The 21,417-nt window shown below is 71.7% G+C and carries 15 protein-coding genes; 9 read left to right on the top strand and 6 right to left on the bottom strand.

Annotated elements, in window-relative coordinates; genetic code table 11:
- Positions 1 to 107: 107 nt before the first annotated feature.
- The 5 genes from AC07PR_RS26545 (at position 108) to AC07PR_RS26525 (ending at position 9,448) form a co-directional block, all read left to right on the top strand.
- Positions 108 to 5,345 carry a trifunctional serine/threonine-protein kinase/ATP-binding protein/sensor histidine kinase gene (locus tag AC07PR_RS26545; RefSeq protein WP_495137067.1) on the top strand — a complete coding sequence of 1,746 codons (5,238 nt, stop codon included), beginning with the start codon at positions 108 to 110 and terminating at the stop codon, positions 5,343 to 5,345.
- A 311-nt stretch (positions 5,346 to 5,656) separates the two neighbouring features.
- Positions 5,657 to 6,328, top strand: coding sequence for a DUF4148 domain-containing protein (locus tag AC07PR_RS26540; protein ID WP_377159021.1), 672 nt, complete (start codon positions 5,657 to 5,659; stop codon positions 6,326 to 6,328).
- Positions 6,329 to 6,410: 82 nt separating this feature from the next.
- Complete coding sequence (locus AC07PR_RS26535; RefSeq protein WP_495137066.1) at positions 6,411 to 8,255, top strand: cytochrome c biogenesis protein DipZ; 1,845 nt, start codon at positions 6,411 to 6,413, stop codon at positions 8,253 to 8,255.
- A gap of 93 nt (positions 8,256 to 8,348) precedes the next feature.
- Positions 8,349 to 9,035: a response regulator transcription factor gene (locus AC07PR_RS26530; protein ID WP_483108265.1), complete on the top strand. Its 687-nt coding sequence runs from the start codon at positions 8,349 to 8,351 to the stop codon at positions 9,033 to 9,035.
- Between the two features lie 8 nt (positions 9,036 to 9,043).
- On the top strand, positions 9,044 to 9,448 hold the full coding sequence (locus tag AC07PR_RS26525; RefSeq protein WP_377159024.1) for a response regulator transcription factor: 405 nt from the start codon (positions 9,044 to 9,046) through the stop codon (positions 9,446 to 9,448).
- A 33-nt stretch (positions 9,449 to 9,481) separates the two neighbouring features.
- Here AC07PR_RS26525 and AC07PR_RS26520 read toward each other — a convergent pair whose 3' ends face one another.
- From AC07PR_RS26520 to AC07PR_RS26500, 5 genes are read right to left on the bottom strand one after another with little or no spacing between them, the layout of a single operon-like run.
- Entirely contained in the window at positions 9,482 to 10,969 is a 1,488-nt protein-coding gene (locus tag AC07PR_RS26520; RefSeq protein ID WP_495137065.1) for a sodium:solute symporter family protein, read from the bottom strand.
- Entirely contained in the window at positions 10,966 to 11,181 is a 216-nt protein-coding gene (locus AC07PR_RS26515) for a DUF3311 domain-containing protein (RefSeq protein ID WP_377159025.1), read from the bottom strand. The genes AC07PR_RS26520 and AC07PR_RS26515 overlap by 4 nt, the downstream gene beginning before the upstream one ends.
- 4 nt (positions 11,182 to 11,185) lie before the next feature.
- The gene (locus AC07PR_RS26510; RefSeq protein ID WP_495137064.1) at positions 11,186 to 13,951 is read right to left on the bottom strand and encodes a molybdopterin-dependent oxidoreductase; all 2,766 of its coding nucleotides are present in this window, start codon (positions 13,949 to 13,951) and stop codon (positions 11,186 to 11,188) included.
- Positions 13,935 to 14,813, bottom strand: a complete 879-nt coding sequence (locus AC07PR_RS26505) for an FAD binding domain-containing protein (protein ID WP_495137063.1) — start codon at positions 14,811 to 14,813, stop codon at positions 13,935 to 13,937. The genes AC07PR_RS26510 and AC07PR_RS26505 overlap by 17 nt, the downstream gene beginning before the upstream one ends.
- A gap of 41 nt (positions 14,814 to 14,854) precedes the next feature.
- Positions 14,855 to 15,523, bottom strand: coding sequence for a TetR/AcrR family transcriptional regulator (locus AC07PR_RS26500; RefSeq protein ID WP_377159027.1), 669 nt, complete (start codon positions 15,521 to 15,523; stop codon positions 14,855 to 14,857).
- 239 nt (positions 15,524 to 15,762) lie between these two features.
- On the opposite strand from AC07PR_RS26500, the gene AC07PR_RS26495 reads away from it, so the two are divergent.
- The 4 genes from AC07PR_RS26495 to AC07PR_RS26480 all read left to right on the top strand — a co-directional run bounded on the left by AC07PR_RS26495 (position 15,763) and on the right by AC07PR_RS26480 (position 18,628).
- A complete protein-coding gene (locus AC07PR_RS26495) occupies positions 15,763 to 16,560 on the top strand; it encodes an alpha/beta fold hydrolase (protein WP_483108259.1) in 798 nt (265 codons plus the stop codon).
- 20 nt (positions 16,561 to 16,580) lie between these two features.
- Positions 16,581 to 17,594, top strand: coding sequence for an alpha/beta fold hydrolase (locus AC07PR_RS26490; RefSeq protein WP_377159031.1), 1,014 nt, complete (start codon positions 16,581 to 16,583; stop codon positions 17,592 to 17,594).
- Between the two features lie 64 nt (positions 17,595 to 17,658).
- Positions 17,659 to 18,081 (top strand): organic hydroperoxide resistance protein, encoded by a 423-nt coding sequence (locus AC07PR_RS26485; RefSeq protein ID WP_495137062.1) that lies wholly within the window; start codon positions 17,659 to 17,661, stop codon positions 18,079 to 18,081.
- Positions 18,082 to 18,121: 40 nt separating this feature from the next.
- On the top strand, positions 18,122 to 18,628 hold the full coding sequence (locus AC07PR_RS26480; RefSeq protein WP_495137061.1) for a cytochrome P460 family protein: 507 nt from the start codon (positions 18,122 to 18,124) through the stop codon (positions 18,626 to 18,628).
- Positions 18,629 to 18,687: 59 nt separating this feature from the next.
- Here AC07PR_RS26480 and AC07PR_RS26475 read toward each other — a convergent pair whose 3' ends face one another.
- Complete coding sequence (locus AC07PR_RS26475) at positions 18,688 to 21,210, bottom strand: PKD domain-containing protein (RefSeq protein ID WP_495137060.1); 2,523 nt, start codon at positions 21,208 to 21,210, stop codon at positions 18,688 to 18,690.
- Between the last annotated feature and the right edge of the window lie 207 nt (positions 21,211 to 21,417).

Here is a 21,417-nt window from a genome sequence, read left to right as displayed (position 1 = left end):
CGGCATGCCGACCACCGCGCTCCGACGGGATCCCACCGCCCGGCTTGCGAACCGCGGCGACTGCTCCTATGATCCAGTTTCATGTAGCGTTCCCTACATAAAACAAGATGCCGCCACTCGCAGACCTGCCCTACGAATCCGCCCGCCGCCTCGGCGCGCGGTTGCATCGCGTCTGGCTGGAGGACGGTTCCTCCCGGCTGCTGGCCGGGAGCCGGAACGATTCCGCGGCCCTGCTGTCGCTGCTTCAGCGCGAGTACGCGTTCCGGCATGCGCTGCACGGCGACTGGGCGGTGCAGCCGGAATCGCTCATTCCGAGTGGACAGCGATCGCTGCTCCTGGGCAGCGATCCCGGCGGCCTGCCGCTGCGTGAGCTGGCCCAGCCCGCCCTGCCGGTGCGCAAGTTCCTCCGACTGGCCTGCGCGGTCACGACGGCCATCGCCGCGATGCATCGGTCGGGCGTGCTGCACCGAGCGCTCACGCCTGACCGGATCCTGGTGGATGAGCGCCTGCAATGCGCGCACCTCATCGGCTTCGGCATGGCCTCGCGCCTCGGGGGCGACGAGCAGGCTCCCGCGGACGATCCCGTCGAATGGGATGACGCCAGCTTCGACTATCTGGCGCCGGAACTCGGCGCGCGGATGAATGTCCGGGCCGATGTCCGGGCCGACCTGTATGCGCTGGGCGCCATCTTCCATGAGCTGCTCGTCCACGCGCCGCTCTTCGAAGCCCCCGACGCCGCGGCGCGCCTGCATGCGCATGCCACCCGGCGGCCCGCCCTGGCCCATCGCCTGAGGCCCGACGTGCCGATGCAGCTGTCGCGCATCGTCGGCCGCCTGCTCGAGAAATCGCCCGAGCTGCGTTATGCCGATGCGGCGGCGCTGCTGGCCGACCTGACGGCGTGCGAAGAACTGCTGGACGAGCACGGCGGCATCCCGACCTTCCCGCTGAACGCCGGCTCCGCGATGGCGGATTGGGACCACGCGATGCCCGTCCTCGGGCGTGACCATGAACTGCGCCAGCTGCAGGCGCTCTACCAGTGTGTCCGGACCGGCGGGGGCGCGCGCACCGCCTTCGTCCATGGCGACGCGGGCATCGGCAAGTCGCGCTTGCTGCGCGAGCTGGTCGCGCGCCTGGAGGGCGACGGCGCGCCACTGGTTGCCTCGGCGAAGTGCATGTCCACGGGCACCGGTCTGCCGTTCGACGTGATGACGCGCGCGCTGCGGCCCTTGCTGCAGGTCGCGCTCAGCAGCGCCGAGCAGGAGTTCGCGAGGTGGCGCCAGCGCCTGCGCGAGGCCACGCATCCGGTCTCCGCGACGGTGGCCGGCCTGCTTCCCGACCTGCGCCCCCTGCTGGATCTGCCCCCCGAGGACGTTGCGCCGTCCCTCGCCGACATGGCGCTGGTCTTCGAACGGGAGCTCGTGCTGCACGCGATGGGCCGCATGATCGCCTGCTTCGCGCGGCCGGAGCGCCCCTTGGTGCTGATGCTGGACGACCTGCAATGGGCCGATGTCGAGACGCTGCGACTGCTGGATCGTCTGCTGGCCGATCATGCCGATGCGGCCCTGCTCGTGCTGGGATCGATCCGGTCCTCGGGCCCGGGCCATCCGCGGCATCCGTCACCCGCGCCCAGCGCGCGCGTCGCGCCCCTGCACCTGGATCTCGCGCCGATCGACAGTGCGTCGACGCGCCGGCTCATCGCCGGCGCCCTGGGGCAGGCCATGTCCGATGCCGCGGCGCTGGCCGATCTGCAGCAGCTGGTGGAGAAGTGGACCGGACGCAACCCGTTCTTCATCCGTCGGCTTTTGAACCGTCTGCTCGCCGCCCGGTTGCTGCGGCACGACCCGGTGCGCCGCGCCTGGACCTGGGACCTCCACCGCATCCGCGCGGAGCCCGGTCTGTGCGATGTCGGCGGGCTGCTGGCCTTGGACCTCGATGAACTGCCCGGGCCCACGCTGTCGCTGCTGGGGACGCTGGCGGCGCTCGGCGACCGCGTCGCCGGCCCCTTGCTGGCGCTGGCGGGCGGCGTCGCGCCCGAGGCCCTGCCGCCGGCCTTCGCGGCGGCCGCGGAGGCGGGCTTCGTGAGCGCGGACGGCGACGAGTGGGCCTTCACCCACGATCACGTCCGTGAAGCCGTGCTGGCGTCGCAGCCTCCGGCGGCGCAAGCGGCGCTGCATCTGTCCATCGCGCGCCGGCTGATGACGGCACCGCCGTCGACCGTGCCGATCTACCTCCTGGCGACGCAGGCCAACCTCGCAGCGCCGTCGCCCGGCCCGCAGGACGAGCGGCGCGCCTTCGCGCTGGTGAACCTCGAGGCGGGCCGGCGCGCCAAGGCCGCGACGGCCCATCAGGCGGCGCTGGACTACTTCCGCCATGCGCTGCGCTGGTTCGACGGCGATCGCGGCGAGGAGGCGCTCCAGGCGGCCCTGCTCTGCGGCGAAGCCGAGTTCATGACCGGCGCGCTGGCCGACGCCGAGGCGCGGCTCGCCGGACTGGCGGACCTGGCCGGCGACGGCGTGTTCGGCGCCGAGCTCGCTCGCCTGCGCGCCGCGCTGTACACCGCCCTGGGGCGCTATGACGACGCCCTCGACGTGGGACTGGGTTTCCTGCGACAGGCGGGTTTCGAGTTGCCGCGGCGCCCGGACGACGCGCAGGTGGAGGCCGAGTACCGCCTGGTGCGCCAATGGATCGACGCGCACGGCATGTCGGCGCTGCGCGATCTGCCGGACGACACCGATCCGCGGCGCCGCGCCATGGTCGACGTCTTCGCGGACCTGCTGCCGCCGGCGCTCTATTCCGACCAGCGCCTGGTCGACCTGATGCTGCTCCGGATGGTGCGGCTGGCCATCGCCAACGGTCATGCGGATGCCTCGGCCAACGGCTACGTCTGCATGATCCAGCTGTTCGGCGCGCGCCATGGCGACTTCGCCACGTCACGCGCGTTCGGCGAGCTGGCCCTGCACCTGGTGAACGAGCGGGGCCTGAGCCGCTACCAGGCGCGGGTCTATCACACGTACGCCACCTTCGTCGTCCCGTGGACGGCGCCGGCGCGCAGCGCGCGCCCGCATTTCGACCGCGCCTTCGAAGTCGCCACGCGCGTCGGCGACCACACGTTTGCCCTGTACTGCGGTCGCAACCGGGCGACCGGCATGCTGTTCGCCGGGGAGTTCCTGGCCGACGTGCGCCAGAGCGTGGAACCCGCGCTGGCCCGGGCGCGCGACGCGGGCTTCAAGCTCGTCGTCGACGCACTGCTGGCGCAGCGGACGCTGCTGAGCGAGCTGCAGGATGGCGACCGGGGCGATCGCGGTGACCGTGGTGAAGGCGGCCACGGCGGCTCGGGCCAGACCCTGATGGACGAGACGATGGCCGAGCCCGTCGAATCGGCGGCGCCCACGCTGGTCGACCTTGCCTACTGGGTGTACCGGCTGCAGGTGGGCGTGCTGTTCGGCGACGCGGCCATGGCGCGCCGGGCGCGCCTGCGCGCCGAAGCCTGCCAGGGCGCCGGACGGGCTTTCGCCGAGTACGGTGACCTGCCGTTCTATGGCGCGCTGGCACTGCTCGCGGGCGCGGACGCGCCGGCGCCCGATGAAGACGCACAGGCGCTGCAACGTCACATGGCAGCCCTGGCCGAATGGTCGACGCACTGTCCGGAGAACTTCGGCGCCCGCTGGGCGCTGGTCCGCGCAGAACAAGCGCGCCGTCAGGGTCGCGGCGCCGACGCGGCCGCGCTCTACGCCGACGCGGTGGCACAGGCTCGACGCCATCAACTCACGCAGGTCGAGGCGCTGGCGGCGGAGCTGGCCGCGGAATTCCATCTGGCGCAGGGTCGCGACATCGAGGGGCGCGCCTATCTGCGACACGCGCTGGCCGCCTGGCAGCGCTGGGGCGCGACGGCCAAGCAGCGCGAGCTCCAGTCGCGCCACGCCGACCTGCTGGAGCCGGAGGCCACGAGTTTCCCGACGACGCGGCTGCACACCCTCGATGTCCAGGCGGTGCTGCGGATCAGCCATGCGCTGGGGGGCGAACTGGTGCCCGAGCGGGTCGTCGACACGACCATGCGCACCGCGCTCGAGAGCGCGGGCGCGGAGTACGGGACGCTGGCGCTGCTGCGCGGCGACGCCTGGCTGGTGCGCGCCACGGCGCGCGTGCAGGCCGGCGCCATCGTGGTCGCGCAGAAACCGACCCCGCTGTCGAGCGAGGTGCTTCCCGTGTCGGTGGTGTACGCCGTGGCCCGGGCGCAGCAGGCGGCGCAGTTCGACGACGCGCGGGAATCGCAGGCCCTGGCCCAGGATGACTACGTGAAACGTCATCGGCCCCGGTCGCTGCTGTGCGTGCCGATGATGCGCCGGGGTCAGCTGATCGGCGTGCTCTATCTGGAGAACAACCTGGCCCCGCGGGTGTTCACGGCGGCCAAGGCGGAACTGCTGGAGGTGATCGCGTCGCAGGCCGCATTCGCGCTGGAGAACACCCGGCTCTATGAGGAGGCGGTCGACCAGAACCTGCAGCGCGCCGCGGCCGAGGAGCGTCTGCGCGCCGCGCTCACGGAACTCGAGCGGGCCAGCCGGCTGAAGGCGATGGGTGAGCTGGTGGCCTCCATCGTGCACGAGATCGGCCAGCCGCTGAGCGCCATCGACACCTCGGCGAGCGCCGCGGGCCGCTGGCTGGACCGCAGCCAGCCGGAGGTGGGCGAGGCGTTGGCGATGGTCCGTCACGTCGGCCTGAGCGCGCGGCGGGCCAAGAGCATCATTCAGGGCCTGCGGGCGATGACGCGCAAGGTCGAACCGCGACTGGCCGAGGTCGACCTCGGTGATGCCCTGCGCGAATGCGCCACGCTGGTGGGCGGCTCGCTCGCCGAGCTGGGCGTCGCGCTCGACCTCGCCGACACCGGGGCGTCGACGCGGGTGATGGGCGATCGTGTGCAGCTTCAGCAGGTGGCGATCAACCTGTTGATGAACGGCGCGGAGGCCATGCTCGACGTGCCGGCCGACCGGCGTCGCCTCTCGCTGTCCTGGGGGACCGAAGGGGACGGACGGGTGCAGGTCGTGGTCGAGGACCGGGGCGACGGCATCTCGCCCGAGGCGCTCGGCCAGATCCTGGAGCCGTTCTTCACCACCAAGGCCACGGGCATGGGCATGGGCCTGGCGATCTGCAAGTCCATCGTCGGCGCGCATGGCGGGACGCTGGCCTTTTCGCCGGCGCTGCCGCACGGCACGCGGGTGGTGCTCGATCTTCCGGCCGCCGATGCGCCCGCCGACCTGCCGGACGACGGGCCGACGGCCTCGCGGATCCTCGGCTCGGCGCCCGCTGCGGTCCGGGTGGACGCGGACACCGGACCGGTGCTCGCCTGAGGCGGCCCGCTTTCCGGCCGGCGACGCGGCCGCCGTCGCCACCGCCGGCATGCCACGCCCTGGCCGCAGGGACGGGGTCGACGGTCCGTTCGCAGGGGGTGGGGGCCGCGGTCGTTTGACGCCGCACAAACCGTCGTAGGGGGCGCGTCATCCCAGGGTCCGATTGGTCGACGCACGTCGCCCTGGTCCGATGGAGGCATCGCGGATCGAGGCCGACGGCCCACGCACCGCGATCCGCCATCCCGGCGGTGGGCCTCGCGTCTGGCGTCGCCCGCGTCGCCGGGGGCCCCTGATGCATGGAGCTTCACATGATGAACCGCACGTCCCCGTTCCCTTCGTTCTCCGGCGCACGGAGCGCCAGCCCGCAGCGTCTGCTGCTCGCCATCACCCTGGGTGGTGCCCTCCTGGCCGGCCTGATGTCCGTCGCGCTGGCCGCGGAACCGTCCTCCGCCGGCATGGGGCCGCTGACCCGCGCCCAGGTCCTGCAGGACCTGAAGGCCTACCAGGACTCCGGCCTGGCCGCCCTGGAGCACGACGATTCCCAATCGCAGGTCGGCACCGAGGCCTGGCGTCAGGCGCGCCGGCGCTACCTCGCGTTGACGCACATGGCGGCCGGCGCCGCCAAGCCGTTGACGCGCCAGGAGGTGCTCGAGGACCTGCGCCACTATGAGGTGTCCGGCCTGGCGGCGGCCGAGCGGCGCGACGGCGAGCAATCCAATGTCTCCGAGGCGCTGCTGCAGGCGCAGGCGCGTTACGACGAGCTCAGCATGATGGGCGACATGAACGACAAGCCGCTCAGTCGCGCGGAGGTGCTTGCCGATCTGCAGGTCTATCGCGAATCGGGCCTGGCCGCGTTCGATCGCAGCGAGGGCGACTTCTCGCGCAGCTCGCCCGACTACGTCGCGGCACGAGCGCGCTACGAGACGCTCAAGCACGGCGATCGCTACCAGACGCTGGTCTCGGCCCTGCGCATGCCGGGCTGAGTCTGACGACCCTGGCGCCGGGCGCGGCCACGCCCGGCACCTCGACCACGTGCTGGCACGTCCGCCCGATCCGGAGCCTCCGATGACCTTCCTGCTGCTTGCTTTTGCCGCCGGCGCCCTGGCGCTGTTGAGCCCCTGCATCCTGCCCGTGCTGCCTTTCGTGCTGACCGGCTCCGGACGACCGCCGCGCCGCGGCGCGCTGCCGTTGCTGCTGGGCATGGCCGGCAGCTTTGCGGTGTTCGCGTCGCTGACGGCGCTCGGCGGCGGCTGGGTACTGCGATCGAGCGTTCTGGCGCGGGAGTTCGCGCTGGTCTGGCTCGCCGTGGTCGGGATGAGCCTGCTGTTTCCGGGCCTGGCCGAACGTCTGGCCGCGCCGGTCACGCGCTGGTCGGATCGGCTGCTCGCCAGGAAGGCGGGGCCGGCGGGCGGATCGGAAGACGGCAGCGCATGGTCACTCGCGGTCACGGGCATGGCGACCGGCCTGCTGTGGGCCCCCTGCGCGGGTCCCGTGCTGGGTCTGGTGCTGGCGGGTGCCGTGGCCGGCGCGCCGCCGCTGACGACCTTGCTGCGGCTGCTGGCCTTCGGTGCCGGGGCCGCCTGCGTGATGGCGCTCGTGATCGGCGCCGGCCGGCGGCTCGCCCTCGCCGCGCGGCGGACGGCCCAGGTCGTGGCCGCGCTGAGACGGGTGATCGGCGCCCTGGTCCTGCTGTCGGTCGCCGCGGTGGCATCGGGCGGATGGGAACAGGCGCTGACGCGGCTGCCGTCCGTCGCGCTCCAGGCGGCGGAACAGCGTCTGCTCGACGGGTGGAGCCGCGCGCGTTCCGCCGATCCGACCGGGTCGCGCTCGGCGGGAGACCTGCTGGTCGAGGACACGTCGGAGGACGACGGCCCGCGGGTCGGCGCCGTGCCCGTGGCCTGGTGGCGCCGGGCACCCGACGCCACGACGACACCGGACGCCGCCGACCTGCCCGACGAAGGCCGCTTCCCAGGCTTCCAGGGCGCCACCGGCTGGCTGTCCGGCGGACCGCTGGACGCGCAGGCCCTGCGCGGGAAGGTGGTCGTCGTCAACTTCTGGACCTACTCCTGCATCAACTGCCTGCGCACGCTGCCGCACGTGCGCGCCTGGGCGCGCCAGTACGCGTCGCAGGGCCTGGTGGCGGTGGGCGTCCACACGCCGGAATTCGCTTTCGAAAAGGACAGCGACAACGTGGCCGCCGCGATGCGGCGCCTGCAGATCGACTATCCGGTCGCGCAGGACGACGGCTACCGCGTCTGGCGCGCGTTCGGCAACAGCTACTGGCCGGCGATCTACGTCATCGACGCGAAAGGCCGCATCCGTCACCACCAGTTCGGTGAAGGGGGCGAGGCCCGCACCGAGCAGGTCATCCGGGCGCTGCTGGCCGAGAACGGCACGGCACCTCCCGCTTCGGACGCCGTGGCCGACACGGGCGGCGTCGGGGCCTCGGCGGACCTGGCGACCTTGCGTTCATCGGAGTCCTACATCGGCTACGCGCAGGCCACCGCGATGGTCTCGCCGGGCGGCGCCGTCCATGACCGTCCCTCGCGCTACCGCATCGGCGATCTGGCGCTGAACGACTGGGGGCTGTCCGGCACCTGGACCGTGGGTCCCGAGTACGCCACCCTGGCCGCGGCCGACGGTGTGATCGCCATGCGCTTCCACGCGCGGGACCTGCACCTGGTGCTGGGTGTGCCGCCCGGCGGCGCACCCATGAGATTCGTGCTGACCCTCGACGGCGCGCCCCCCGGGGAAGCCCACGGCCTGGACGTCGATGCGCAAGGTCGCGGCGTGGTCAACGCCAGCCGCCTCTACCAGCTGGTCCGCCAGCCGCAGGTGCTGCGCGACCGCCGGGTCGAGATCCGCTTCCTCGACCCCGGCGTGCGGGCCTACGCCTTCACGTTCGGCTGAGCCCCGATCACCCTGCCGACATCCCTTCGTATAGGAGACGCCGACCGGTCGCCTCTGCTACCGTTCGCGCCTGATGCGATCCCGATAGCCACCATGCAGCACGTGTTCTCCCCGACCGCTCGATCGGTCCCCACGCCGGAGGCCGCGTCGCGGACCGATTCGCCCCGCACCGTCTACGTGGTGGATGACGAGCCGCTCATCCGCACGGCGCTGGCTGGGCTGTTGCGCTCGATGGACCTGCAGGTGCGCGACTTCCCGTCGACCGAGGCCTTCCTCGCGGCACCCAAGCCGGCCGGGCCGTCCTGCCTCGTGCTGGATGTGCGCCTGCGCGGCGAAAGCGGCCTGGCGTTCCAGCAATCGCTGGCCGGCCACGGGCTGGGCCATCTGCCGGTCATCATGATGACCGGCCACGGCGACGTGCCCATGACCGTCCGCGCCATGAAGGCCGGCGCACGCGACTTCATCGAGAAGCCGTTCCGCGACCAGGACATGATCGACGCGGTCGTCGCGGCGCTGGAGGCCGATGCGCGCCGGCTCGCCCTGGACCAGTCGCTGGAGGGGCTGCGCCACTGCTGGACCAGCCTGACCGCGCGCGAACGCGAGGTGCTGGGCCTGGTCGCCACCGGACTCATGAACAAGCAGATCGCGGACCGCATGGGCATCGCCGAGATCACGGCCAAGATCCATCGGGGCCAGGCGATGCGCAAGATGCAGTCCAGGTCGGTCGCGGACCTGGTGCGCAAGATGCAGTCGCTGGGCCTGCTGGACGCGGCCGTCTGAGCACGCGCATGCTGGTCCACCCGGCCCCGATCCCTGCCACGGCGCTCATCGTCATCGTCGACGACGACCCGTTCGTCCGCACCGCCACGAGCAGCCTCGTGCGCGCCTTCGGCTGGCAGGCGCGCGCCTTCGCGTCCGCGCCCGAGTTCTTCGCCGCCGATGTCGCGGCGCGGATGCACTGCCTGGTCTGCGACATCCACATGGATCCGCTCGACGGCATCGGCCTGCTCGCGCAGCTGCAGGCCGAGGGCTGCCATGTGCCCACCGTGTTCATCACGGCGCTGACCTCGGAGTCCGTCCGGCGCCGGGCGCTCCACCAGGGCGCGCTGTGCGTCATCGACAAGCCGATCGACGCCGCGGAGCTGGAGGACTGGGTGCGACGCGCGCTCGAGGAGACGGCCCGCGAAGGATGAGCGCCGGCGCATGCGCCGAAGCCGTCGCCCGACTCAGGACGCGGGCAGCCGGTCCGTGTCGGTTCGCGGCCGTGCGCCCGCCGACGACCGCGTCAGCCGGCTCGACGCGAACATCACGGCCGCATTGAGGATCAGGCCGACGAAGCCCGGGTGCAGGTCCTGCAGCCAGGACGGCGCCCACGGCAGCAGATCGCGCAGGGCCACGCCGCCGATGGCGGTGGCGCAGACGAAGCCGACGCCGGTGACGATGCCGGCCATGGCCCCCACGTGATTGGCCGCCGACGGTGCGATCAGCACGGTGAGCAAGGCCGGCGCAAGCTGGGCCACGACGGCGAAACCGATCAGCAGCAGCACGACGATGCTGGCGCCGCCGTTCAGCGTCAACGCCACGGTCACCGCCATCAGCAGCGGCACCGCGACGCGGGACACGCGCATCAGGTGTGCGTCCGAGCTGCCGGGCCGCAGCGGCCGGTAGAGGCTGCGCGCCAGCAGCGTCGAGGCGGAGATCAGCATGATCGAGCCCGGCACGAGGGCCGTCAGCATGCCCGCCGCCCCGATCACGCCGACGAACCAGGGGTCGAAGGCGCGGATGGACAGCGCCAGCAGCGCCAGATCGATCCGTCCTCCGCTCAATCCCGGCACGTTCAGGACAGCGGCATATCCCGCGAACATCGAGAACAGCATCACCAGCGCGTAGAGCGGCATCACCGCCGCGTTGCGGCGGAAGATGCGGGGCGACTTCGCGGTGAAGACGGCGCTGAACGCGTGCGGCCACAGGTACATGCCGATCGCGGACATGGCCACCGTGGAGGCGAACCAGACGGCGTTCCGCCCGGTGTCCGGCAGGGCGAGGAAGCCGGGCCGCGCCGCCTCGATGCGCTCGAACATCGCCCCCAGTCCGCCGTGGAAGTGCGCCGGCAGGTAGAGGCCGAGGAAGACGCAGACCGCGAGCACCAGCACGTCCTTGACCACGGCCGTGACCGCCGATCCGTGCATGCCCGACAGCATCACGTAGGCGGTCATCGCGACCGCCCCTGTGAGGATGGCCAGGGTCGGCGACAACGCGCCGTAGGACGTCACCTGGACGATGAGGCCCAGCCCCTTCATCTGCACGACCAGGTAGGGCACCAGCGCCAGCAGGGCCACCGCGGACACGAGCAGCCCGAGCGCCGGACTGCGGTAGGCCGCGGCGAACACCTCGGGCTGCGTCATCGCGCCGTGCCGCCGCGCCAGCCGCCAGATCGGAGGCAGCAGCCAGTACGACATCACGAAGGCGAGGCAGGTGTAGACCAGGACGTACAGCGCCGCTCCGCCATGTCCGTAGGCGAAGCCGCTGGCGCCGAGGAAGGTGAACGTCGTGTAGAGCTCGCCCGCCATCAGCACGAAGACCAGCACGGTGGAGAAGCCGCGTCCTCCGACGCTCCATTGCGCCAGGTCCATGCGCACGCCCCGCCGTGCCCACAGGCCGGCGCCCAACGCGAAGACCAGCGTGAGCAGGATGACGGACAGCGCGACGTTCATTCCTCCTCCTCCTGCCTGTCTCGCGGTCTGCGGTTGGCCGGATCGAGCCGATACACGCAGGCCATCACGAGCGCGCTGAGCAGCACGCCGCCGATGATCCAGGCCATGAAGAAGGGCAGGCCCAGCACGAAAGGCGTGACGCGGTTGGCGACCGCCAGACCGAGCGCCGCGTGGAGGAAGGGCAGCAGGCCGAGCCAGTGGTGAAGGCGCATCGCGTCAGTCCTTGTGGGTGCCGGGCGGCAGCTGCGATCCGGCGTCCGCCATCGCGCGCAGCACGGCGTCCGGCGTGGCCGGCGCCTCGCGCACGCGGACGCCCGTGGCGTGGTGGATGGCGTTGAGGATCGCGGCGGCGGTCGGCACCAGCGCCGGCTCGCCGATCCCCTTGGCCCCGTATGGACCCAGCGCCGTGGGCGCCTCGATGAAGAGGGTCTCCACCTCCGGCACGTCGCGGACCGTCGGGATGAGGTAGTCGTGCAGGTTGTTCCCCGAACCGGGCTCGTAGCGCTCCATCAGCGCCATGCCCACCCCTTGGGCGATCGCGCCTTCGACCTGGCCCTGCAGCAGGGTGGGATTCACCATGCGGCCCACGTCGTGGGCCGCGACGACGCGTCGCACCCGCACGCGTCCGGTGTCGAGATCGACGACGACCTCCGCCATCTGCGCCCCGAACGCGTAGGCCGCATAGGGCCGGCCCTGGCCGTCGTGGTCGAGCGTGGTGGTGGGCGGGTCGAAGCGCTCCTCGCTCTTCACTGCATAGCCCTGCGCGTCGACCGGCAGTTCGGAGAGCACGAGTCGCACGCCGGCGACCTCCACCCCGCCGTCGCCGAAACGCACCGGCGCGGCCTCGTCCGCACCCGCCATGCGGCGGAGCTTGCCCAGCAGCGCCTGTCCGGCGAGGAAGGCGGCTCGCCCGGTGACGAAGGTCTGGCGCGAGGCCGACGTGCGGCCGCAGTCCGGCGTCAGGTGGGTATCGGCGCCGACGATGTGCAGCCGGGCCAGCGGGATGCCGAGCGCATCGGCGGCGATCTGGGGGATGACCGTGTTGGCGCCCTGACCCGCATCCACGGCCCCTTGGTGCAGCACCAGCGTGCCGTCGGGCCGCAGGCCGATGCGGACGGTCGAGGGGTTCGGCAGCGCGGTGTTGCCGCACCCGTAGAAGAACGCGGCGAGGCCCACGCCCCGCCGTTCCCGCGGTCCGGTGTCGCCGGTGCGCGCGCGCGCGGCCCGCCAATGGGGTCGCAGGGCCTCCAGGCAGGCGACCAGGCCCACGCTGTCGTCCAGCACCTGTCCGGTCGGCAAGGTATCGCCGGGACGCAGCGCATTGAGCATCCGGAACTCCAGCGGGTCCCAACCCCCGCGCACGGCCAGTTCGTCGATGAGCTGTTCCTGCGACATGGTCGTCTGCGGCACGCCGAAGCCCCGGAAGGCGCCGGCGGGCGTGACATGGGTGTGGCGCGCGCGGGCCCGGGCGCGGTAGTGGGGGATGCGGTACGGTCCGCCGGCATGCACCGGCACGCGATTGGCCACGGCCGTGCCCCAGGACGCGTAGGCGCCGGTGTTGTAGTCGCCCTCGAAGCTCACCGCCAGCAGCCGGCCCTGCGCATCGGCAGCCATGCTGGACGCGATGCGCGCGGGATGGCGCTTGGTCGACGTGGCCATCGATTCCTCCCGCGTGTACACGAGCGCCACCGGCCGATCCATGTGCCAGGCCGCGACGGCGAGCAGCGGCTGCACCGTCATGTCGAGCTTCCCGCCGAAGCCGCCGCCGACCGCCGTCGGCACGACACGCACCCGGTCCGGAGCGATGCCGAGGACGCGCGCCAGATCCTCGCGATGCGGATGCGGCGCCTGCGTCGGCGAGTGGATCTCCATGCCGTCTCCCGTGCGGCGCGCCCATCCGGCTTCGGGTTCCAGATAGGCGTGCTCGACGAAGCTCGATTCGAAGCGGCCCGCCACGACCAGCGGCGCGTCGCGCAGGGCGGCTTCCACATCGCCGCGCTGGACCTGGCCCTCGATGAGCAGGTTGCCCGGACGATGCGCATGGAGCAGGGGACTGTCGGCGCGGGCCGCCACGTCCACGTCGGCCAGGGCGGGTCTCGGGGTCCACGTGATGGGGAAGGACGCCAGATCCAGGGCGGCCACGGCGTCCGCCTCGCCCACGATCACGGCCACGGCCTCCAGGTGATGGCGCGCCTCGCCGTCGGGCAGCACCGGCTGGTCGGCATAGGGCGCGGCCACGCCATGCACGTTCCTGCCCGGCACGTCGACATGGGTGAGCACCCGCAGCACGCCGGGGTGGGCCTGGACGAAGGCCTGCAGATCGCCGAAGACGAAGCCCGCGCGCGGATGCGGGCAGCGCACGGCGCGCAGGTGGAGGCTGTCCACCGGAATGCCGTCGGCGCCGAAGCGATCCGTTCCCGTCACCTTGGCGGCGCCATCCAGCCGCGTCAACGGACGGCCGACGGCGAGGCCGTCGTCCGGCAGGGTGAGCGGGCGTGGCGCGGCGTCGGTGGCCACGTCCAGCACGGCGTCGACGATCTTGCGATAGCCGGTGCAGCGGCACAGCACGCCGTCCAGCGCCGCCTCGGCGTCGGCCCGATCGCGCACGCGTCCGGCGTCGATCGCCGCGCAGGCCGACATCAACATGCCGGGGATGCAGAACCCGCACTGCACCGCCTGATGGGCCAGCATGGACTGCTGCAGGCGCCGACCGCAGGCGCTGCCCGCGGCAAGCCCCTCCACGGTGAGCACGCGGCGGGCTCGCAGCTGGGCCACGGGCGTGATGCAGGCATAGCGCGGTTCGCCGTCGACGACGATGGTGCAACTGCCGCAGTCGCCCTGGCCGCAGCCGACTTTCGTGCCGGTCAGTCCCAGGCGTTCGCGCAGGAAGTGCGTGGCCGGCCGCGAGAGGTCCTCGGGCAGCGGATGTCGCTCGCCGTTGACCTCGACCCAGCCGGGCATGGCGTCAGCGGCGGCCGTCATCGGGTGCCTCACAACGCGCGCAAGCGCGCTCCACGGCGATGCGTGCCCAGTGGCGGCGCAGCGCGGCCGAGCCGCGACGATCATCGATCGGCGACAGCTCCGGCATCGGCGTCTCGGCGATCAGGCGACCGACCGCCTCCCGGGGCACCCCCTCCAGCCGTGACTCGAGCGTGCGCAGCCGCACGGCGACCTCCGATGCGCCCCCCACGGCGATGGCCGCGTGGGCGAGCGTGCGGTCGTCGCGCCAGCGCAGGCGCACCGCGGCGGCAACCACCGCGATGGCCGAGGCCTCGCGCTGTGCGAGCTTGATGAAGGCGGTCCGTTCGTCGGGTCGTTGCGACTCGACCAGGACCGCGACGAGCAGTTCCTCCGGCAGCAGCGCCGTGCGCTGCCGGCCGAGCACGAACTCGGACAACGGCAGCTGGCGCTCGCCGCGCTGGCCGCGCTGGCCGCGCTGGCCGCGGAGCGTGACGCGCGCATCGAGCACCAGCAATGCCGGCATGCCGTCGGCGGCCGGCGACGCATGGCACAGGTTGCCGCCCAGGCTGCCCCGCACCCGGATCTGCCGTGATCCGACGGTGCGCGCGGCCTCGCGCAACACCGTGGGCACATGCTCGCACTGGTCGATCTGGTCCCAGGTGACGGCCGCGCCGATCCGCAGCGCCGATCCGCAGGGCGCGATGCCCTGCAGGGCGTCGACGGCGCTGACGTCCAGCCACGCCACCCCGGAGGGTGATGCGGTGGCGTCAGCGTACGCGTCGGTCGCGCCGCAGACGATGCGGCGCGGCCCGCGTTGCAGCGCGGCCAGTGCGTCGTCGAGGGAATTCGCGCAGAGGTAGTTCATCGGGAGCGGCCGTGGCACGGCGTGTCGACGGCATCCTACAGGCCGGGCGTCCGGCTGCCCTAGTCGGCCTGCGCGCGCACCACGCGCAGCACGCTGTCGACGACGAAGTCCGCCCATTCCTCGACCGCGCCGGGACGCTCCAGCGATTCGCCCAGGAAGGCGGAAATGGTGAAGCGGTTGGAGGTGAAGAAATAGGCGGTGGAGACGATCAGCAGGTAGATGTCGCGCGGCCGCAATCCGGGCCGGAAGCGGCCCTGGGCCACGCCCCGCTCGAGGATCCCTGCGATCAGGTCGACCGCATTGGAAGAGAACTGCGTCGCCTTCTGAGACTTCGCCACATGCCGGCCCTTGTGAAGGTTTTCGGTGTTGAGCAAGGTGACGAACTCCGGATGCCGACGGTAGTAGGCCACCTTGAACCGGATCAACGCCGTGAGCGCCTCGACCGCGTCGGGCAGGACGGGGGCGGCCTTGGCCTCCGCTTCATCCATGCGCTGATAGATGCCCTCCAGCACCGCGATGAACAGCCCCTCCTTGCTGCCGAAGTAGTAATAGATCATCCGATCGTGCGACTTCGCGAGGCTGGAAATCTTCTCGATGCTGCCGCCGTCGTAGCCGTAGCGCGCAAATATCCGCGTCGCCGCCTTGAGGATGCTGTCGCGCGTCGCCTGGGCCGACGCCTCCCGCACGCCCGTGCCGCGGACCGTCTTCGTCTTGCTGGTGTGTGCCATGGGATCCGATGTAGCAGTTACTACATTTGCTGCGCGAGGCACGCATCATAAGGGCCGCCGGGAAGACCGGGTCCGACGGCGCGCCATCGGGAGATGGGCGCCGGACAGGGGACCAAACGAAGGTATGAGCCCGCGCTCCGCTCGTTCAATACCCGCCGTGGCGGACCGCTGCTCTGATAGGCCCCGAGGCGCTGGAAGCCCAGCTTCCGCGCCGATCCCCCACTCACGCAGAGGCCCTCATGACCCGCTTCATCATCCGCCCGTTCGCCGCCTTCGCACTGATCGCCGCCGCGATCGCCGCGCCCGCCTTCGCCACCGACGCCCTGTCGGACAAGCCCACCATCGTGCTGGTGCACGGCGCGTTCGCCGATGCCTCGAGCTGGAACGGCGTGGCCGCCGAATTGCGCGACAAGGGCTACCCGGTGGTGGCTGTCGCCAACCCGCTGCGCTCCGTGTCCGGCGACGCGCGCTACACCGCCAGCCTGATCGACCGCATCCCCGGCCCGATGGTGCTGGTGGGCCATTCCTACGGCGGCTCCGTCATCAGCGGTGCCGCCGAGGGCCAGGCGCGCGTCAAGGCCCTGGTCTACGTGTCCGCCTTCGCGCCGGAGCGAGGCGAGTCGGTGGCCGAGCTCGCCGGCAAGTTCCCCGGCAGCACGCTCGGCGATTCGCTCGCGGCACCGGTGCCGCTGCCCGAAGGCGGCAGCGACCTCTACATCGACCAGCAGAAGTTTGCCGCCCAGTTCGCGGCCGATGTGAAGCCCGCGCAGGCCCGCCTGATGGCGATCGGACAGCGGCCGGTGGCCGAGGCGGCGCTGTCGGAGCACAGCCAGGGCACCGCCTGGAAGTCGCTGCCGGTGTATTTCATCTACGGCGCCAAGGACAAGAACATCCCGCCCGCGGCGATGGCCTGGATGGCTGAGCGCGCCCATGCGCGCAGCACGGTCGTCATCCCCGGCGCGTCCCACGTCCCGCAGGTCAGCCACCCGCACGAGGTCGCGGCGCTGATCGACACCGCCGCCCGCGCGGCCCGATGAACCCTCTCAAGGAGACTGCCATGTCCAACGAGACTTCCCGTCGCGATTTCCTCGCCCAGGCCACGGTCGCCGGCGCCGGCCTGGCGTTGTCCGGCCTCTCCCGCGCGTTGCCGGCCGCGTCCGCGTCCGCGAGCACGGGCTTCGGCCCGCTGCGCCAGATCGATGCCGGCGCGCTGAATGTCGGCTACGTCGATATCGGCCCGCGCGACGGCCAGCCGGTCATGCTCTTCCACGGCTGGCCCTATGACATCCACTGCTACGAGGAAGTGGCCCCGCTGCTGGCCGCCAAGGGCCTGCGCGTGATCGTGCCCCACCTGCGCGGCTACGGCACGACCCGCTTCCTGTCGGACGCGACCCTGCGCAGCGGACAGCAGACGGCGCTGGCCGCGGACGCGATCGCGTTGATGGATGCACTGGGCATCCGCAAGGCCGTCGTGGCGGGCTGCGACTGGGGCGCGCGCAATGCCTGCGTGATGGCCGCCCTGTGGCCGGAGCGGTGCCAGGCGCTGGTGTCGGTGAGCGGATTCCTGGTGCTCGACCGCGCCACGGCACTCACGCCGCTGGCGCCGGCCGATGAACTCACCTGGTGGTACCAGTATTACTTCGCCACGGAGCGTGGCCGCATCGGCTACCAGACCAACCTCAAGGCGTTCGCCAAGCTGATCTGGCGTCAGGCCTCGCCGCAATGGCGCTTCGACGATGCCACGTTCGAACGTTGCGCACAGAGCCTCGTGAACCCCGACCAGGTGGCGCTGGTGGTCCACAACTACCGCTGGCGCATCGGCGCCGCGGAAGGCGATCCGCAGTACGACGCGCTCGAGCGCCAGCTCTCCCAGGTCAAGACCGTGGCGCTGCCGGCCATCACGCTGGAAGGCGACGCCAACGGTGCGCCGCATCCGCCGCCGGCCGCCTACGCCTCTCGCTTCACCGGCCGCTATGAACACCGCAACCTGACCGGCGGCATCGGCCACAACCTGCCGCAGGAAGCCCCCGCCGAATTCGCCCGCGCCGTCCTCGACGCGAGCCGGTGGTGAGGCGCCTCTCCCGCCCTTCGACGCACCGCGTGCGTCGCTTCATTCTCGACAACAAGGCCTCTTCATGACCCGCATCATCGACAACGTCCTCTACACCGCCGAAACCCGCACGACGGGCGGCCGCGAGGGCCACGGCACCTCCAGCGACGGCGCGCTCGACGTGCGTCTCAGCACGCCCGGCGGCACGGGCACCGGCACCAATCCCGAGCAGCTCTTCGCCGTGGGCTATTCAGCCTGCTTCATGGGCGCGATGCGCCGGGTCAAGGCAACCCCGCCGATCCGTGTGCCCGACGACGCGTCGATCCGGGCGCAGGTCTCGCTCGGCACGACCGCCGACGGCGGCTTCGCATTGGCGGTGAAGCTGCATGTGGAACTGCCCGGACTCGACGCGGCGCAGAAGTGGGCCCTGGTCGACGGCGCCCATCAGCTCTGCCCCTACTCGCATGCGACGCGGGGAAACATCGAGGTGGCGTTCAGCGTCGCGTGATCGCAGGCTCGTCGCTGCTCAACCTGGCAGGAACTGACCCATGAATTCGAACCGCATTGCATCGGCGCTCGTCCTGGCGCTGTTCGCCGCCACATCGACGACCTCGTCGGCCGAAGAGGCCCCTCCGAAGCCGGCGTCGCCCCTCTATGGCGTGGTGGTGCCCGAGGACTATCGCCATTGGCAACTGGTCGGCGTCGCCACGGAGGATGCGCCGCTGGACGAGCTGCGCGCGGTGGTGGGCAACCGCATCGCCATCGACGCCTATCGCCTGGGCCAGCTGCCCTTCCCCGATGGCGCCATGCTGGTCAAGCTGGCATGGAAACGTCAACGGTCGACGGAGTTCCCCGCAGCGACGGTGCCCGGACAACCGACCACGGTCCAGGTCATGGTCAAGGATTCGAAGCGCTATGCCGACAGCGGCGGATGGGGGTACGGGCGATTCGTCGACGGCCAACCCGTCGACAAGGCCCAGCATCAAACCTGTTTCGCCTGCCACAACGCGCTGGTGAAGGCGCGGGACGACGTGTTCACGAAGTTCGCGCCTTGAGACCTACGATCTGATCGCCGTCCGGCCCTGCGGCGGCATGCTCGCCCTCGGCTCGCCGCTCAAGGCGCCTTGACCGGCAGGTCGCTGATGCGCCAGAAGCTGGTCCAGGCACTGCTTGACAGGAACAGCGTGCCGTCGGCCGCGAAGGCCATGTTCTGCACATGGCCCAAGGGAAGTTGGTACGGATCCTGGCCGTGGAAGGCCGTGTACTGGATGTCGCGCACCGCGACGATCGCGCGCACGCTGCCGTCCGCTTCCAGCCGGCGCAGCATGCGCCCTCGCGGCCCATAGTCCAGCAGCCACAGACTGCCGTCCGGATGGACCGCGGCGGCCTCGTTGTTCGTCTCGTACCAGTCCGGCGGCGTCGTCGCCGAATCGACGGGCCGGCCAGTCAGCAAGGTCATGGCGCCGTCCGCGGCCACGCGGTAGAAGGCGCCGCCGCCCTGCGTGACGATCGGCCGGTCGTCGCGTCCCACCAGCACCCGGTAGAGCGGATACGGTGCGCGCAGCACCGTCGTCGTCCGGCCGTCGGGCGTGACCTTGGCCAGCCGCGATCCGGTGACGAGGTAGGCGTTGCCCTGGCTGTCGGACGCCATCTGGACGACGTAGTTGAAGCGCGAGCTGGACGCGTCGCCGTCGGCGTCGCCCTGCTGGGTCGGATGGCCCGCGAGCGTCGTGATGCTGCCGTCGGCCGCGCGCAGCCGGACCGCTCCGCCGTCCAGGAAGAGCAGCCCGCCCGCAGGCGCCGGCGCGACCAGGCGCGCCGCGTAGACCTTGGCCCAGCCTTGGATGCCGTCGCGGCTCGTGCCCTCGGCGCGCGCCAGGGTCGAGATGTGCTGCCCCGGCATCACCAGCACCTTCAGGTCGCCGCCAGAGCCGCCGTAGCCCGCGTTGCCGGCGAATACCAGTGAGCCGTCGGCCAGCACGACCGGCGTGCTGCTGCTGCCGAAGTTGGCCGCCGGGTCGCCGCCCTGCGCCGGGAAGAATCGATTGCCGCGCACGTCGATGCCGGCGAGCTCCTCGGTCGAGCCGTCCGGACGCAGACGATAGACCATGCCGCTGGTCCACTCCGCCACGATGTAGTTGGCGCCATCCACCAGGAACCGGAAGGAATTGGAGGTGCCGAGCTGGCGGGTCGACTGCACGGTGCCGTCGTCGCCGATCCGCGCGATCTGCAGCGACATGAAGGGCTTGGCGTAGACCACCGCCACCGAGCCGTCGGTGCCCGCGGCCAGCCCGTACGGACCCGAGGGGGCGGAGCATCCGCCGTTCGGCAGCGTCCACAGGGTCTTGATGCTGCCGTCGGTCTCGCGGCGCCGCAGGACCGAGCAGTCGTCGATGAGCCAGATGCGGCCGCGATCGTCGGCCGTCATTGCGCCGATGTTGGCGAAGCGCGCGTCGACTGCGGAACCGTCGCGTATCGTCTTCTCGGCCGCGTTGCCGGTCAGGGTCTCGAAGCGGCCGTCGCGCACGCGGCGCAGCACCGCCTGTTCGGCGAAGTACAGGTCATTGCCGCTCGCCGCGATCGCCACGGCCCCCGACGTGGACGCCGCGCCGATCGGGCCGTCCTTGGAGGCGCCGTTGCGGGCCAGCGTCCGCACCTCGCCGTCGGTGCCGATCGAGCGCAGCGCGAAGGCATCCCGCACGAAGACGGTCCCGCCCGAGCCCGCCGCGATCTCCTGGATGCCGCCGAAGCGTGCCTCGCCGCCGCGGCCGTCGCGCAAGCCCCCGATGTCAGGCGCGCCGGCCAGCGTGCCCACCACGCCGTTGGTGGACAGGGTCCGCACGGTCTTCTCGCTCTGGCCCGCCAGGACCAGCGTGCCGTCGGGCAGACGGGCCAGCGACATGCTGCTGGGCAACTGCGCGTTGGGGCCGCCGTCGACGGCGTTCCATCCGCCCAGCGTCGTCAGCAGCGGATAGGCGTTGACCGGGCTGATGTCGACGCTGCTGGTCGCCGGGAACTCCCGGCCCTGGCGGTCGCGGACCTTGAGCGAGATCGTGTAGCGGCCCGCCTGGGCGTAGGCGTGCGTGGCCGCGGGACGGTCGGAGGTCGCGCCGTCGCCGAAGTCCCAGGCATAGGTGTAGGTGTCATGCGGACCGAGGTCCATGTCGTCGAAGGGCAAGTTGCCCAGGCCGGCCGCGAAGCGGATCACCGCGCCGGGCATCAGGGCCAGGTCGCGCGGCGCCGTCGATTCGATGCTCACGGTGGGCTTGCCGGGCAGCACCGACAGCGTCCTGGTCACCGACCTGGTGTCGCCGCGCGAGCCGGTCACGGTGACGCGCACGGTGTATTCGCCGCGCTTGTAGCGGTGCTGGGTGCTGCCGGTGAGGGTGGTCGCCGTCGCGCCGTCGCCGAACTCCCAGGCGTAGCTCTGCGCCTGACCCGTGCCAGCCACGGTCAGCGTCATGAAGCCGTCCTCGGTGTTGCTCGCCGGCGGCCAGCTCAACGTGTGCTCGCCCAGTGCCGCGGACTCGGTATTCGGTCCGTCGCTCCCGCCCCCGCCTCCGCCTCCGCAGGCGATCAGCGCCGCGCAGGCGCACAGGGACAATGCCGCCCGCAGGCGGATCAGAAGGACCGTCATGAAAGAACTCCCTGGAAGCCGCGCAGGGCCCTGAATGCCGCGCGCGGCATCCGGGCCTGTCACCCGCGCTCCGGAATCGGAGCCTGCGGGCGGGCGGCGAAATGATTGGCGCGCATCTTACGGACGCCATCGCCGCGGTTGCGACCGCGCCTTGACACCCCCCGGGATCAGGGGGCCGTCGCCTCAAGCCCTCACGACATCAGCCGC

The organism is Roseateles sp. GW821-FHT09H11 (assembly GCF_059415845.1).
This window is presented reverse-complemented; position numbering and strand designations above follow the sequence as displayed.

Excerpts from the sequence above, each read along its gene's own strand:
- AC07PR_RS26545 (WP_495137067.1), top strand. The coding sequence starts at position 108 with ATGCCGCCACTCGCAGACCTGCCCTACGAATCCGCCCGCCGCCTCGGC.
- AC07PR_RS26540 (WP_377159021.1), top strand. The coding sequence starts at position 5,657 with ATGAACCGCACGTCCCCGTTCCCTTCGTTCTCCGGCGCACGGAGCGCC.
- AC07PR_RS26535 (WP_495137066.1), top strand. The coding sequence starts at position 6,411 with ATGACCTTCCTGCTGCTTGCTTTTGCCGCCGGCGCCCTGGCGCTGTTG.
- AC07PR_RS26530 (WP_483108265.1), top strand. The coding sequence starts at position 8,349 with ATGCAGCACGTGTTCTCCCCGACCGCTCGATCGGTCCCCACGCCGGAG.
- AC07PR_RS26525 (WP_377159024.1), top strand. The coding sequence starts at position 9,044 with ATGCTGGTCCACCCGGCCCCGATCCCTGCCACGGCGCTCATCGTCATC.
- AC07PR_RS26520 (WP_495137065.1), bottom strand. The coding sequence starts at position 10,969 with ATGAACGTCGCGCTGTCCGTCATCCTGCTCACGCTGGTCTTCGCGTTG.
- AC07PR_RS26515 (WP_377159025.1), bottom strand. The coding sequence starts at position 11,181 with ATGCGCCTTCACCACTGGCTCGGCCTGCTGCCCTTCCTCCACGCGGCG.
- AC07PR_RS26510 (WP_495137064.1), bottom strand. The coding sequence starts at position 13,951 with ATGACGGCCGCCGCTGACGCCATGCCCGGCTGGGTCGAGGTCAACGGC.
- AC07PR_RS26500 (WP_377159027.1), bottom strand. The coding sequence starts at position 15,523 with ATGGCACACACCAGCAAGACGAAGACGGTCCGCGGCACGGGCGTGCGG.
- AC07PR_RS26495 (WP_483108259.1), top strand. The coding sequence starts at position 15,763 with ATGACCCGCTTCATCATCCGCCCGTTCGCCGCCTTCGCACTGATCGCC.
- AC07PR_RS26490 (WP_377159031.1), top strand. The coding sequence starts at position 16,581 with ATGTCCAACGAGACTTCCCGTCGCGATTTCCTCGCCCAGGCCACGGTC.
- AC07PR_RS26485 (WP_495137062.1), top strand. The coding sequence starts at position 17,659 with ATGACCCGCATCATCGACAACGTCCTCTACACCGCCGAAACCCGCACG.
- AC07PR_RS26480 (WP_495137061.1), top strand. The coding sequence starts at position 18,122 with ATGAATTCGAACCGCATTGCATCGGCGCTCGTCCTGGCGCTGTTCGCC.
- AC07PR_RS26475 (WP_495137060.1), bottom strand. The coding sequence starts at position 21,210 with ATGACGGTCCTTCTGATCCGCCTGCGGGCGGCATTGTCCCTGTGCGCC.